12 protein-coding genes are annotated in these 13,469 nt (G+C 34.5%); 5 read left to right on the top strand and 7 right to left on the bottom strand.

Translation table 11 applies throughout. The annotated features are described in order from the left end of the window. Positions 1-64 precede the first annotated feature (64 nt). The 6 genes from rlmD to AC2A1D_RS07045 all read right to left on the bottom strand — a co-directional run bounded on the left by rlmD (position 65) and on the right by AC2A1D_RS07045 (position 8,653). On the bottom strand, positions 65-1,480 hold the full coding sequence (gene rlmD / locus AC2A1D_RS07070; protein ID WP_484042939.1) for a 23S rRNA (uracil(1939)-C(5))-methyltransferase RlmD: 1,416 nt from the start codon (positions 1,478-1,480) through the stop codon (positions 65-67). 108 nt (positions 1,481-1,588) lie between these two features. Beyond that, positions 1,589-3,118 (bottom strand): TlpA family protein disulfide reductase, encoded by a 1,530-nt coding sequence (locus AC2A1D_RS07065; RefSeq protein ID WP_484042938.1) that lies wholly within the window; start codon positions 3,116-3,118, stop codon positions 1,589-1,591. Positions 3,119-3,253: 135 nt separating this feature from the next. Further along, on the bottom strand, positions 3,254-4,021 hold the full coding sequence (locus tag AC2A1D_RS07060) for a succinate dehydrogenase/fumarate reductase iron-sulfur subunit (RefSeq protein ID WP_484042937.1): 768 nt from the start codon (positions 4,019-4,021) through the stop codon (positions 3,254-3,256). 24 nt (positions 4,022-4,045) lie between these two features. Then, the gene (locus tag AC2A1D_RS07055) at positions 4,046-6,058 is read right to left on the bottom strand and encodes a fumarate reductase/succinate dehydrogenase flavoprotein subunit (protein ID WP_484042936.1); all 2,013 of its coding nucleotides are present in this window, start codon (positions 6,056-6,058) and stop codon (positions 4,046-4,048) included. Between the two features lie 15 nt (positions 6,059-6,073). Continuing rightward, a complete protein-coding gene (locus AC2A1D_RS07050) occupies positions 6,074-6,736 on the bottom strand; it encodes a succinate dehydrogenase cytochrome b subunit (protein WP_484042935.1) in 663 nt (220 codons plus the stop codon). Between the two features lie 141 nt (positions 6,737-6,877). Beyond that, entirely contained in the window at positions 6,878-8,653 is a 1,776-nt protein-coding gene (locus AC2A1D_RS07045; RefSeq protein WP_484042934.1) for a ComEC/Rec2 family competence protein, read from the bottom strand. A 138-nt stretch (positions 8,654-8,791) separates the two neighbouring features. Between AC2A1D_RS07045 and AC2A1D_RS07040 the strand changes: the two genes are divergently transcribed. Then, positions 8,792-9,022, top strand: a complete 231-nt coding sequence (locus tag AC2A1D_RS07040; protein WP_484042933.1) for an HP1242/YdcH family protein — start codon at positions 8,792-8,794, stop codon at positions 9,020-9,022. 55 nt (positions 9,023-9,077) lie between these two features. Here AC2A1D_RS07040 and lpxB read toward each other — a convergent pair whose 3' ends face one another. Further along, on the bottom strand, positions 9,078-10,181 hold the full coding sequence (gene lpxB, locus AC2A1D_RS07035) for a lipid-A-disaccharide synthase (protein ID WP_484042932.1): 1,104 nt from the start codon (positions 10,179-10,181) through the stop codon (positions 9,078-9,080). 103 nt (positions 10,182-10,284) lie between these two features. Between lpxB and AC2A1D_RS07030 the strand changes: the two genes are divergently transcribed. The 4 genes from AC2A1D_RS07030 to AC2A1D_RS07015 all read left to right on the top strand — a co-directional run bounded on the left by AC2A1D_RS07030 (position 10,285) and on the right by AC2A1D_RS07015 (position 13,359). Next, positions 10,285-10,794, top strand: a complete 510-nt coding sequence (locus tag AC2A1D_RS07030; protein ID WP_484042931.1) for a DUF2480 family protein — start codon at positions 10,285-10,287, stop codon at positions 10,792-10,794. 6 nt (positions 10,795-10,800) lie between these two features. After that, entirely contained in the window at positions 10,801-12,057 is a 1,257-nt protein-coding gene (locus tag AC2A1D_RS07025) for a protein O-mannosyl-transferase family (protein WP_484042930.1), read from the top strand. A gap of 66 nt (positions 12,058-12,123) precedes the next feature. Further along, the gene (locus AC2A1D_RS07020) at positions 12,124-12,771 is read left to right on the top strand and encodes a DUF937 domain-containing protein (protein WP_484042929.1); all 648 of its coding nucleotides are present in this window, start codon (positions 12,124-12,126) and stop codon (positions 12,769-12,771) included. A gap of 150 nt (positions 12,772-12,921) precedes the next feature. Beyond that, entirely contained in the window at positions 12,922-13,359 is a 438-nt protein-coding gene (locus AC2A1D_RS07015) for an ankyrin repeat domain-containing protein (protein WP_484042928.1), read from the top strand. The last annotated feature ends 110 nt before the right edge of the window (positions 13,360-13,469 follow it).

The raw sequence follows: 13,469 nt of genomic DNA, 5'->3' as shown, positions 1-13,469 counted from the left end.
GTTCAAAATTATACAGATATTTTTTTATCCATAATTATTTAAAACAAGCTCTCAAATGTAGCAATTATTTCTTGATAAGAAGAGCAATATTCTCTACGTGGTGGGTTTGCGGGAACATATCTACCGGTAAGATTTTCACCACATCATAATGTTCTTTCATTAAAGCTAAATCTCTCGCTTGCGTTGCTGAATTACAGCTTACATACACCACTTTTTGAGGAGCTAATTTTAAAATCTGCTCTACTACTTTTTGATGCATTCCATCTCTTGGAGGGTCTGTAATTAAAACGTCAGCTTTTGGATGATTTGCCAAGAATTCCTCTGTAAAAACATCTTTCATATCGCCACAATAGAACGTTGTATTCGTAAGTCCGTTCAGTTCTGCGTGCGCGATAGCTGCGTCAATAGCTTCTTGAACCGATTCAATACCAATTACCTGTTTAGCATTTCTTGCTACATATTGAGCAATTGTACCTGTTCCTGTATATAAATCGTAAACCACTTCATCACCTTTCAAATCGGCAAATTCAAGGGTTTTTCTGTATAATTCTAAAGCTTGCTTATAATTAGTCTGGAAGAAAGATTTCGGTCCGATTTTAAACTGAAGACCATCCATTTCCTCCATTAAATATCCTTCACCAAAATACGTTTGAATATCTAGGTCGTAAATAGAATCATTTGGCTTTGGATTAATCGCATACACCAAAGTTTTAATTTGCGGGAAATTCTCTAATAAATAAGCGAATAATTTTTCTCTGTTTTCCTTCTCTTCACGATATAACTGGAACAAAACCATCCATTCTCCTTTAGAGTTTTGTCTCATCATTAAAGTTCTTAAAAAACCATCATGATTTCTTACATCAAAAAAGTCTAAACCATTTTCTACCGCATATTTTTTTACCGCTAATCTGATTGAATTTGAAGGTTCTTCCTGAAGATAACATTCCTTTAAATCAAGGATTTTACTCCACATTCCCGGAATATGGAAACCTAAAGCATCTCTATTGCCAAAGTTTTCCTCAGAACTGATTTCGTATTGAGTAAGCCATCTAGAATTTGAGAAAGAGAATTCCATTTTATTTCTGTAGAAATATTGCTCTTCAGAACCTAAAATAGGAACGGTTTCGAAGTTTTCGATTCCGCCGATTCTTTTAATATTATTGTAAACTTCTTCCTGTTTGAATTCTAATTGCTTTTCATAGCTCATATTTTGCCATTTGCAACCTCCACAAACTCCGAAGTGTATGCATTTAGCTTCCACTCTGAAAGGAGATCTTTCTACCACTTCTAAAGCTTCACCTTCATAATATTTAGACTTCGCTTTTTTCACACGAACATTTACAACATCTCCCGGAATTGCGCCAGAAACCATCACGGCTTTCCCTTCTTCTGTTCTTCCGATGGCAACACCTTTCGCTCCCGCAGAAACTAGTTTTATATTTTCAAGAACTAAATTCTTTTTATTGTTTTTCCTACCCATTCTATAATTTTCTATTTTTCTAATCGAAACTCGTCACCGTTTCAGTATGCAAAAGTACAAATAAAAAAACCTTATCCGAAGATAAGGTTTTGATGTATTGAGAATAAATTATTTTGCTTGTGCAGGTGGAGGTGGCGGCGGCGCCATTTCCTTCATTTGCTCTGGAGACAACATCTGCGGTTGCATTCCTTGCGGAGCTACAGATGGTGCAGCAAGACCTGTTTGTTTGTCTAGTGCGCTTACCAATTCTTGTTCACCAAGATTCATATAAGCTCTCGTTGCAACTTTACCAGTTTTATCGATCACCATGAAAGATGGAGTTTTGAAACCATAGATACCAAATTTTTTAGCAACATCTGAGTTCAAACCACCTTCACTATAAACATTAGTACCTGTAACACCTTTGAACATTGCATTGCTCGTTTTCACAAACTGATCTTTTGTATCATCAAGATTTACAAAAACAAAGTTCATTTTAGATTTGTAGAAGTTTACCACTTCTTTCAAAACTGGCAATGTGCTTTCTGAAACATAAGGATTCCAAGATGCATAGAACACAACCAAAGTTGGTTTACCACCGTTTTCAGATAATTTGAAAGAGCTTCCGTCTTGTTTTACCAAGTTTGCTTCCGGTGCTTTTTCTCCGATTTTTGGACCTTGCATTGCAAACTGCATTTTCTTTAGATCTTCTTTTATTTCTGAATCTTTAATATCTTTTTCTATAATCTCAGAAACTTTTGTAGCTGTCTTAGGGTTGGTTCCCAAACGTAAATCTGCCTGTGCAATTACAAATGCCAAAAGATAATCTTTAGTTGTTTGCGAAAGATCCTTTTTTGTCTTAAGGAAGTCATTAAATAACTCAGAAGTTACAACATCTGTTTTTCCTTTAGCTTTATTCTCTGCAAACTTTTGGAAATCTGCACTAATTTTTGTTAAAATATATTGTCTAAAGAAAGGGCTAGATTTTACCATCTCCTCTTTATTGTCTAGCAATTTATTTTCATAATCTGTAAACGCTTTAGAAATTTTGAAAGCAGGACCTCCGTTTTGCTTTTTAGACATTTCATATCCAGCCATTAAATTAAGAATAGCGGTATTTACGTCATTTTTCTTCCATTCAATAATCCCTTTACCTGGGTTGAATTTCTTAATATTTTCTTCAACGTTTTTATTTAAATCTACTTCAATTTTTTGAATTCCTTTAATGAAGTTTGGTTCGTCACCACTTGTTAAACCTTGCATATCCAAAGTTTGACCGTAACTCATTAAGAATTTCTGGCAAGCTTGATAAAATTCGTTATCAGCTTTTCCATCACCTGTTAATGTGAACTCATTTGGGAAAGTAGCAGAGTTTCCAGAGATCTGGATATTCTGCCCACCTTTAAGGTAGATTAGGTTAGATTTTCCGGCATAATTCATAAGGTACATCCCGTCTTTAGGAGCTTCGAAATTTCCTGTAAAGTTTCCATCTTTATCTAAACCGATGTTAATAAGAGGCAAAGTAGCCACACCAGAAGCTTCAACAAACTCTATTCTTTCGAGAGGTGAGCTTCCTGCAATTTTCCCTTTAACCTCAACTTTTTTTGAACACGACATTACAAATATTGCAATGACAAACAACAAAAGGTATTTTTTCATTTTGAATTTTCTAATTACGCAAAAATAGTTTTTTAGACAAACTAATTACAATATGATTATATATTTATGAAAGATTTAACTAAAAAAGTCGCCTTCCAAACTGTGGAGACGACTTTTTGTTTTTATGATAATTTCTTATCCTCTGTCAACAAAAGCCGACATGTATTCTCTATTCATTCTTGCAATGTTCTCTAAAGAAATTCCTTTAGGACATTCTACTTCACATGCTCCAGTGTTTGAACAGTTTCCGAATCCTTCTTCGTCCATAGCTTTTACCATGTTTAGAACTCTTCTCTTAGCTTCTACTCTACCTTGAGGTAAAAGCGCGTATTGTGAAACTTTTGCTCCTACAAAAAGCATTGCTGAACCGTTTTTACAAGTTGCTACACAAGCTCCACAACCAATACAAGCTGCAGCATCCATTGCTTTATCTGCATCTTCTTTTGGAACTGGGATTGCGTTTGCATCAAGCGTATTTCCTGAAGTATTTACCGAGATGAAACCACCTGCAGCCATTACTCTATCGAATGCGCTTCTGTCTACCATCAAATCTTTGATTACTGGGAATGCCGCACTTCTCCAAGGTTCAATAACGATTGTTTCACCGTCTTTGAACATTCTCATGTGAAGCTGACATGTTGTAATCCCAGTATCTGGACCATGCGCTCTACCATTGATGTAAAGAGAACACATACCGCAGATTCCTTCACGACAGTCGTGGTCGAAAGCAACAGGTTCTTTTCCTTCGTTGATTAAGTTTTCGTTCAGAATATCCAACATCTCTAAGAATGAAGAGTCTGTAGATACATCTGATATTTTGTAGGTCTCGAATTGACCTTTGGTTTTATTATTTTTCTGTCTCCAAATTTTCAGCGTAAGATGAAGGCCTTTTTTTGCACTCATAATTATTTATTTATAGGTTGGAGATTATTTATAACTTCTTGTTTTAACCTCGATGTTGTCATATATCAGTTCTTCTTTGTGCAACACCTCTTTGTTGATGTCACTTCCCTGATATTCCCAAGCTCCGACATATTTGTAATTAACGTCATCTCTTTCAGCCTCACCATCTGGAGTTGAGTGATCTTCACGGAAATGTCCTCCACAAGATTCATTTCTGTTTAGAGCATCGATAGCCATTAATTGTCCTAATTCTAGGAAGTCTGCCACTCTGAATGCTTTTTCAAGCTCGGTATTCATACCATCGTTGTCTCCAGGAACTTTTACGTTCTTCCAGAATTCGTTTCTTACTTCTTCGATTTCTTTGATTGCCTCTCTTAAACCTTCAGGAGTTCTTCCCATCCCCACTTTATTCCACATAATGTTTCCTAATTGCTTGTGGAAGTAATCTACTGAATGTGTTCCTTTGTTATTTAAGAAGAAATCAATTTTATCTTTAATTCCTTTTTCAGCTTCATCAAATGCTGCTGAGTTTGTAGGAATTGCTCCTGTTCTAATATCTGCAGAAAGGTAATCTGCAATTGTGTAAGGTAGTACGAAGTATCCATCCGCAAGACCTTGCATTAAAGCAGACGCTCCTAATCTGTTTGCTCCGTGATCTGAGAAGTTTGCTTCACCAATTACGAAACATCCAGGGATTGTAGATTGTAAGTTATAATCCACCCAAACACCACCCATTGTATAGTGTACTGCAGGATAAATCTTCATTGGAGTTACATAAGGGTCATCCGCTGTAATTTTTTCATACATCTGGAATAAGTTTCCGTACTTCTCCTCTACCCAAGCTTTACCTAAATCATAGATTTGCTTATCTGAAGGATTGTGAATGTTTTTCTCTAAAGCTGCTTCTTTACCTTTTTTCGTAATTTCTGTAGAGAAATCTAGGTAAACACCTTCTTGAGTATCATTATTTTCGATTCCGAAACCTGCATCACATCTTTCTTTAGCAGCTCTAGAAGCAACGTCTCTAGGTACTAAGTTTCCGAAAGCAGGGTATCTTCTCTCCAAATAGTAATCTCTATCTTCTTCTTTAATATTTTCAGGTCTTAACTTCCCTTCTCTGATGGCAACTGAATCTTCTTTTTTCTTAGGAACCCAGATTCTTCCTGAGTTTCTTAATGATTCAGACATCAAAGTAAGTTTAGACTGCTGTGTTCCGTGTACCGGAATACAAGTTGGGTGAATTTGTACGTAGCATGGGTTTGCAAAGTACGCCCCTTTTTTGTGAATCTTCCAAGCTGCAGAAACGTTTGAACCCATTGCGTTGGTAGAAAGGAAATATACATTTCCGTAACCTCCAGATGCAATAACAACAGCGTGAGCTGAATGTCTTTCGATTTCACCAGTTACTAAGTTTCTAGCGATAATCCCTCTTGCTTTACCATCAACGATTACCAAATCAAGCATCTCGTGACGGTTGTACATTTTGATTCTACCTTTACCGATTTGACGGCTCATTGCAGAATATGCACCTAATAATAATTGCTGACCTGTTTGCCCTTTTGCGTAGAAAGTTCTTTTTACCTGAACCCCACCGAAAGAACGGTTATCAAGCTGGCCTCCGTAATCTCTTCCGAAAGGAACACCTTGAGAAACACACTGGTCGATAATATTTGCAGAAACTTCTGCTAAACGGTAAACGTTTGCTTCTCTTGCTCTATAGTCACCACCTTTAATGGTATCGTAGAACAATCTGTAAGTAGAGTCACCGTCTCCTTGATAATTTTTAGCTGCATTAATCCCCCCTTGAGCTGCAATAGAGTGCGCTCTTCTTGGTGAATCTTGGTAGCAAAATGCTTTTACATTATACCCTTGTTCAGCTAAAGTAGCTGCAGCAGAACCACCTGCTAAACCTGTACCTACAACAATAATATCAATTTTATCTCTGTTGTTTGGTGCAACAAGGTTCATATGGTCTTTATGATGTTTCCACTTGTCTTTTAACGGACCCGCTGGAATCTTAGAATCTAATTTACTCATATTAGTATATTGATATTATTGAGTTACGTAATGAAAAATTGCAATGATGATAAATCCTGCAGGAATAAGGATTGAATACCAGTTCCCAAAAGCTTTGATAACCGGAGTGTACTTTGGATGTCTTGCTCCAACAGACTGGAACGAAGATTGGAAACCGTGAGCCAAGTGCAAACCTAAAAGCACAAAAGCTATTACATAAAGAACCACTCTCCAAATGTCGTGAAACTTGTGGTGTAATTCCGCGAAGTATCTTGTTTCATCCGGTGTATTTCCTTGAATGTACTTGTAATTCATTTCAGGAAAGTAAAAATCATAGAAGTGAAGAGCAAGAAACGCAAGAACTACCGCTCCTGAGATAATCATGTTTCTAGACATCCATGAAGAATTTACCGAACCGTTGTTGCTTGCATACTTTACAGGACGTGCTTTGTTGTTTTTAATTTCTAAAACAAAACCCATCACAAAGTGAAAGATCACTGCAAACATCAAAACTGGTTGCATAAGATACTGTACCAACGGATTGTATCCCATGAAGTGAGAAGCTTGATTGAACGCATCCTCACTAAAAATAGATGTCATGTTGGTAGACATGTGCATCACTAAGAAAATCAGCAGAAACATTGCTGAAAGTGCCATTGCATACTTCCTACCTATTGTAGAACTTGTTAAACTTGCCATACTAGCTTTTTAATTTGAATTTCCACAAAATTAGCAAATGTTAACAATACCTAAAACTGAGAAATCTCACAAAGCAACAGTTTGTAACGTTTCTAAATAAAAGTTAAACCATTAAAAATTTACTAAAACTAAACCAATATTTTATTCTAAAGAATAGGTTCTACCGTTTATCTTTAAAGCTTTTGCTAATGCAGGAATCGTCTTCAGTTTAACCACTTTCACTCGGCGATTAGAAGCATAAGGATTAATAATATATTGCTTAATTTTCGAAATATCTTTTTCATTTTTCATATAAAAAACAACTTCACGACCTTGTTTTACAGAAATTATTGCGTCTTTTTTATAATGATGAACTAAAATTTCGCTTTTCTCTTGTTCAATCATAGAGCTTGAAACCCTTATCAAACCAAACACCAAAACTGCCAAAACAACTTTCGAGCTGTTTTTAAAATTAAATTTCACAATCATCGCTCGTAAAAAATTAACAATTGCTAAAAGAGAAAAAACCTCAAACCAATTCATAGGAATATTTTCAAAGAAAACAATATCGAAATTGGCAAACCAATGAATCATCTTCAACAAAAACTGGATGACAAAATCATAAATTACGTTAATGAAATGAAAATCAATATTCATAGCAAAAAGTAGCGTCATGATAAATGAAAACACAATAATCAATTCAGAAAAAGGAACAATCACCAAATTCGCCAAGACAGAAACCAAAGAAAACTGATGAAAATACAATAAAACCAAAGGTAAAGTTGCAAATTGCGCGGCAATTGAAATAGAAATGGTATTAAAAATCACTTTTTTGAAAAAATTATCCCGTCTTGGAAAGAGCTTTAAAATGGGTTCATTCAACCAAAAAATTCCTAAAACGGCAAGAAAACTCAACTGAAAACCAACATCAAAAACCTGTTGAGTATCAATCATCAAAATAATAAAAGCAGAAAGCGCCAAAGAATGCAACAAATCTGGTTTTCTCTGCAACAAAACGTAAATAAAATACACCGTAATCATGATACAAGAACGCACAACTGAATTTCCCAAACCAATAAAAAAAGCAAAAACCCAAATCAGCAAAAGACTAAGAATAATCGAATATTTTCTAAAACCAGCGGGCGAAAAATAGGTAAGTAAAAAATAAAACATCCCAAAAATAACCGCAATATGAGTTCCCGAAATCGCTAAAAAATGCACCAATCCGGAACGGTTAAAATCCCGAACAGTTTCTGCATCCATTTCTGTGCGGTCTGCGAGAATAATTCCTTTTAAAAACTCACGACTTTGAGCGTTGATTTCAACATGGTCTATTTTATGTAAAATGTCCAACCGCTGTTGTTTGATTTTTTCGTTCCAAGACAAATCTTTTCGTTGTGCAGAAGAAAGAATTTCATTGCAATAGATTTGATAAAAAATCCCTTTTCGATGCAGATATTTCGCATAATCAAACTGGAAATTGTAGTCGGGAGATTTTGGACGCACAACAAAAGCATTCGCTTTGTAATAATGTGTAAAATCCAGCTCAACTTCTTCTTTTGGTAGATTTACAACGGCTGAAAATTGCTTTTCTTCAACCTCTACCAAAGCTTCATACTTTTTATATTTTTCGTTAGAATTTAATTTTTTTGAAATTTTAAAGACTACTTTTTCATTGGTGTCAAAATTAAAATCTGACTGCTGTAAAGAGTTAAAATAATGAAAAACAATCCCTAAAAAGCAAAAGAAAACCACAAGAAGAACATCTCGAATTTTAAAAATGATTCTATTTTTAACAAAAAATAATCCGAAAATCAGTGTAGAAAACAAAGAGAAAATTGTAATCAAATTTCGTTCAAAAGAAAACTCATCTTGAAGAAAAATTCCAAGAATAAAAGCAATGACCAGAATCAAGAAAGGTTGTCTGTTCAAAATCATTTGTGTTTGATAGTCTAATATAAAAATTTATTTTCACATTTCCAAGAATTAGCGAAAGACATATATCAATCTGTATTTTTACCAAAAAAAGGCGAAAAATTTTACATTTGTAATAGAAAACATTAAAAATAAACAGAGATGCAAAAACACGATTTACATTCAGAATTCCCTGAATTTGATGCGAAAATTCACGAAATGAAAACTTCTGACAGTCATTTTAAAAATCTTTTTGATGAATACGAAAAGACCAACAAACAAATACATCATTACGAATCTGGAGCGCAAGCTACAACCGACGAGCATCTTACAGACCTCCGTAAACAAAGGTTGCATTTGAAAGACAGCCTTTACGAATTGCTTCAAGATTAAAAAAAGGCAGTTTTCATTTTTTTGAAAACTGCCTTTTTTTTATTTACAACTAAATTTACAAGCTTAAAATAACATCTGCTGCTTTATCACTTGCTCCTTTTCCGCCTAATTTTTCTCGTAAAAGATGAAAATCTTGAAGCATTTTTTCTCTTTTTTCACCTTCAAGAATTAAATTTAATTCGGAAACTAGGTTTTTCGTATTTAATTCATTCTGAATCAATTCTTTTACCACTTCTCGATCCATAATCAAATTCACCAGAGAAATGTATTTAATGTTCTTCACCAATCTTTTGGCGATGGCGTAAGAAATTTTGCTTCCGCGATAGCAAACTACTTCTGGAATATTAAGCAAAGCAGTCTCTAAAGTTGCCGTTCCCGAAGTTACCAAAGCCGCCTTTGAACACCTCAACAAATCGTACGTTTTATTGGACACGAAATGCACATTTTCGTCTACATATTTTTCGTAAAAATCTTTATCTAAACTTGGCGCTCCCGCAATTACAAACTGATAATTCTGAAAATGAGGTCTTACAGAAAGCATCATTTCGAGCATTTTTTCAACCTCTTGTTTTCTAGAACCAGGAAGAAGCGCAATGATTTCTTTGTCGTTTAAACCATGTTCTTTTTTGAAATTCTGCAAATTCACTTCCTCTAAATTAGAAATCGCGTCCAACAAAGGATGACCCACAAAATGGGAGTCAACGCCGTGTTTTAGGTAAAAATCTTTTTCAAAAGGAAGAATTACCATCATTTCATCAACATACTTTTTGATGATTTCTACACGACCTTCTTTCCAAGCCCAAAGTTGTGGCGAAATGTAATACACCACTTTTATACCCAATTCTTTAGCAAATTTGGCAATTCGAAGATTAAAACCTGGGTAATCTACCAAAATCAAGACATCGGGTTTATGCTTTTTAATATCTTCTTTACAGAATTTAATATTGTTCAGAATAGTTTTAAGATTTTTTGCAACTTCCAAAAAACCCATGAACGCAAGATCACGGTAATGTTTCACTAAAGTACCGCCTTGTTTCTGCATCAAATCGCCTCCCCAGAAACGAAATTCTGCTTGAGAATCTTTCTGTTGTAAAGCTTTCATTAAATTGCTGCCGTGTAGATCTCCGGAAGCTTCTCCTGCAATGATATAGTATTTCATAAACGATGAATGATAGGCGACGATTGATTTTCTGAATCTCAACCATCAAACCTCAAATTTCCAATTAGAAATGATTAATTTTGCTTCAAAGATAATGATAAAAATGTCAGAAGAATTTGAAATAAAAAATAAAGTTGCAACCAGCGGATTAATCAATTTTGACCTTTCTACACTCGTTCCTACAGGAAAAAGAATTGGAATAGACCTGAAAGATTTTCTTTTTATGGAAATGGTTTTGAAAGAAAAAGACTTCCGTGAAAAAGTTGCAGCACTCAATACAGAAGATTATAAAGATTCATACATTCATATTTACAATTCGGCAGATGCAATCGTTCCTTTGTGGGCGTATTTCTTATTAACGGCAAAACTTACCGATGTTGCCAAAAAAGTTGTTTTCGGGAATGCAGAAAACCTTGAAGCCTTGATTATGCATGATATAATTCAAACCCATGATTTTTCTGAAATGAAAGACAAAAGAGTTTTGGTAAAAGGCTGTTCCGATAAAACTATCCCGGAAAATGCTTACGTAGAATTGGTAGAAAAACTAAGTCCCATCGTAAAATCTTTGATGTTTGGCGAAGCTTGTTCTAATGTTCCGATTTTGAAGAATTAATAATGTATGAAGAACACGATAACAGCTTTTCTTCTTTTTATTGCTTTTACTACAATCTATTATTTGGGAAGTTTTACGAGAATTCCTTTTGCAGATTGCGTTGGTTTTATTCTTACGACAGAAATCGGTGATTTTGCGACTAGTGCAACTGCTACATCGCATTTTTTGTATGTAAATACGGCTATTCTTATCAAAAATATTTTTGGATTAAATGGTATTGAAGCCAACAAGGTTTTAGTTATTTTATCTGGTGCAGCATCGGTTGCATTGGTTTACTTCAGTGTTTTAAGTTTAAGAGCAACTCAACTTATGAGTATTGTTGCGGCAATTGTTTTTGGTTTTTCGTTTAGTTTTTGGCGAAATGCAGAAATCGCTGAAGTATATACGTACAACAGTTTTTGGATCTGTTTGTTTTTTTTATGTTTAATTAGAAGTTTCTATACTGATAAAAAAATCTACATTATTTTAAGTGGTTTATTTTTCGGAATCTCTTTATGGGTGCACATTCAAAACATTTTAATGATTCCGGCTTTTCTGCTGTTTATTTATCATTTTAGACAAGAGAAAAAATATGCCTTCATATCACTGGTTCTTTTTGGCAGCTTATTTTCGTTTCTTTTCATCTTAAACTATTTGCAAGGTTTGCCACTCAATTCGCCTTACTCTTCGGATCAAGGTCATTGGGTTGAAGATTCATTTAAGAAAAGTTTCAGCCAGTATTTTTTCGACTTGATAAAATCCGTTTTATACTTGGTCTACAACTATACCATATTTATCTTTTTCGGAATTATTGGCATCATTGCGCTTTATCAAGAAAATAAAAAAATGTTTTATGTTTTCTTGCTTGGCTCTGTTTTCGTGTACGGATTCTCTACATTTTATGCTGTCTCAGACAATTATGTATTCTTTTTGCCTTTCAATATTATTTTTGCAATTGCTATTGGTTTTGGTTTTTCTAAAAAAGTGGAAATATTTAACAAATTAAAATATGCGTGTTTGCTAATTCCAGCTTTTTACATTGCTGCATTTACGATTGTTGGGCAAACAGAAAAAGGAAAAGAATTTGATGATTTTAAAGCATACAAAGGAGGTTTAAATTATTATCTTTTACCTTGGTTAAACGACAACAAGGGCATCTTAGAATTCGTAATCGACAAAAAAACGGCAACAGAAGCGGTAAATTGGATGACTGCTTCCGCTGAAGATTACATTAAGGTTTTAAAAGAAAAAGGTTATACAGAAAGCGAAATCAGAAAACTTTAAATATATAAAGGCATAAAATATTTTTTCGCTACATTTGAATTCTAACAATTAAAATTTAAACACAAAATGAGCCTTATTGACCTTTTAACAGGAAACACAGGAAATCAAGTAGCTGAAAAAGCTGAAAACAAATTTGGCGTAAGTAAAACTCAAATTCTTGCACTCCTAGCTGTTGCAGCTCCATTGGTAATTTCTTATCTTAGAAATAAATCTAAAGATGCAAACGAAGCAGAAGCACTGAACAACGCTTTAGATAAAGACCACGACGGAAGTATTCTAGACGATCCTTCACAAGCAGACGCGAGACAAGACGAAGGAAACTCTATCCTTTCTCATATTTTCGGTAGCGATAAAGGTGCGGTAGAAAACAATCTTTCTCAAAGCTCAGGAATTTCTATTGATAAAATCGGACCTATTCTTGCCATGCTTGCTCCTGTAATTATGGGATATATAGGTAAGCAAAAACAAGAAAACAATGTTGGAGCAGGTGGTTTAGGAGATCTTTTAGGAGGAATTCTTGGCAATGCACAAGGACAAGCTCAAGCTTCAGACAATCCTTTAGGAAATATTTTAGGAAGCGTTCTAGGAGGCTCACAACCTTCTTCAGGAGGTGGAATTGGTGATCTTTTGGGCGGACTTCTTGGCGGAAACGACGACAAAAAACAAGGAGGCGGTCTCGGAGATATTTTGGGAGGTTTTCTTGGAGGAAAATAAAATAATGATACAACAGAAAATGCCGGAACCAAGTTCCGGTATTTTTTATACAGACAAATTCATTAAAAATACATTCAACTCAATCATTTTATCAACAATATTGAAAAATAATAATTAAATTTGTATTTCGTATTAAGAAAAAATAGTTTTATGAAAAATACAATCTCTACAATTTTCGCTTTCGCACTTATCTTTGTTGCCAGTTTTGCAAACGCACAGCAAATTACCAATGAGCAGCAAAAAAGATTTCAAACAGGAAGTGTGGAAGAATTCAAAAAAGCATTTCCAAAAGCTTCTTACAACAAATGTATCGATGTAAAAGACGAATCTTTTACTCCACTTGCATATGCTTCAAGGTTCAATAAAACTGAAATTTTCAATTATCTTTTACAAAATGGAGCAGATGTAAATCTTGCTTGTAAAGGAACAACCCCGTTAATGGAAGCTGCAAAATTTGACGCTCCTGAATTGGTGAAAATACTTCTTAGCAAAGGCGCAGACAAAAGCGCAAAAGACAGCCATGGTCTTACAGCGAAAGACTACGCAACACAATACAAGAGAACTAAAGTTTTAGAACTTTTAAAATAAAAAAATCAAACCATTGATACTTAAACTTCCTTCGGGAAGTTTTTTTTATGCCTAAAACCTACAAAAACCTTATCTTTGCAATCGAAAAAAATTAGTGTTCAAAACCTTGA

The sequence above is a fragment of the Chryseobacterium sp. HNCC26DJ239 genome (assembly GCF_057180445.1).
This window is presented reverse-complemented; position numbering and strand designations above follow the sequence as displayed.

What these genes read in the sequence shown, in the direction of transcription:
- AC2A1D_RS07020 (WP_484042929.1), top strand. Translation starts at nt 12,124, where the DNA reads ATGAGCCTTATTGACCTTTTAACAGGAAACACAGGAAATCAAGTAGCT.
- AC2A1D_RS07025 (WP_484042930.1), top strand. Translation starts at nt 10,801, where the DNA reads ATGAAGAACACGATAACAGCTTTTCTTCTTTTTATTGCTTTTACTACA.
- AC2A1D_RS07065 (WP_484042938.1), bottom strand. Translation starts at nt 3,118, where the DNA reads ATGAAAAAATACCTTTTGTTGTTTGTCATTGCAATATTTGTAATGTCG.
- AC2A1D_RS07055 (WP_484042936.1), bottom strand. Translation starts at nt 6,058, where the DNA reads ATGAGTAAATTAGATTCTAAGATTCCAGCGGGTCCGTTAAAAGACAAG.
- rlmD (WP_484042939.1), bottom strand. Translation starts at nt 1,480, where the DNA reads ATGGGTAGGAAAAACAATAAAAAGAATTTAGTTCTTGAAAATATAAAA.
- AC2A1D_RS07015 (WP_484042928.1), top strand. Translation starts at nt 12,922, where the DNA reads ATGAAAAATACAATCTCTACAATTTTCGCTTTCGCACTTATCTTTGTT.
- AC2A1D_RS07045 (WP_484042934.1), bottom strand. Translation starts at nt 8,653, where the DNA reads ATGATTTTGAACAGACAACCTTTCTTGATTCTGGTCATTGCTTTTATT.
- AC2A1D_RS07030 (WP_484042931.1), top strand. Translation starts at nt 10,285, where the DNA reads ATGTCAGAAGAATTTGAAATAAAAAATAAAGTTGCAACCAGCGGATTA.
- AC2A1D_RS07050 (WP_484042935.1), bottom strand. Translation starts at nt 6,736, where the DNA reads ATGGCAAGTTTAACAAGTTCTACAATAGGTAGGAAGTATGCAATGGCA.
- AC2A1D_RS07040 (WP_484042933.1), top strand. Translation starts at nt 8,792, where the DNA reads ATGCAAAAACACGATTTACATTCAGAATTCCCTGAATTTGATGCGAAA.
- lpxB (WP_484042932.1), bottom strand. Translation starts at nt 10,181, where the DNA reads ATGAAATACTATATCATTGCAGGAGAAGCTTCCGGAGATCTACACGGC.
- AC2A1D_RS07060 (WP_484042937.1), bottom strand. Translation starts at nt 4,021, where the DNA reads ATGAGTGCAAAAAAAGGCCTTCATCTTACGCTGAAAATTTGGAGACAG.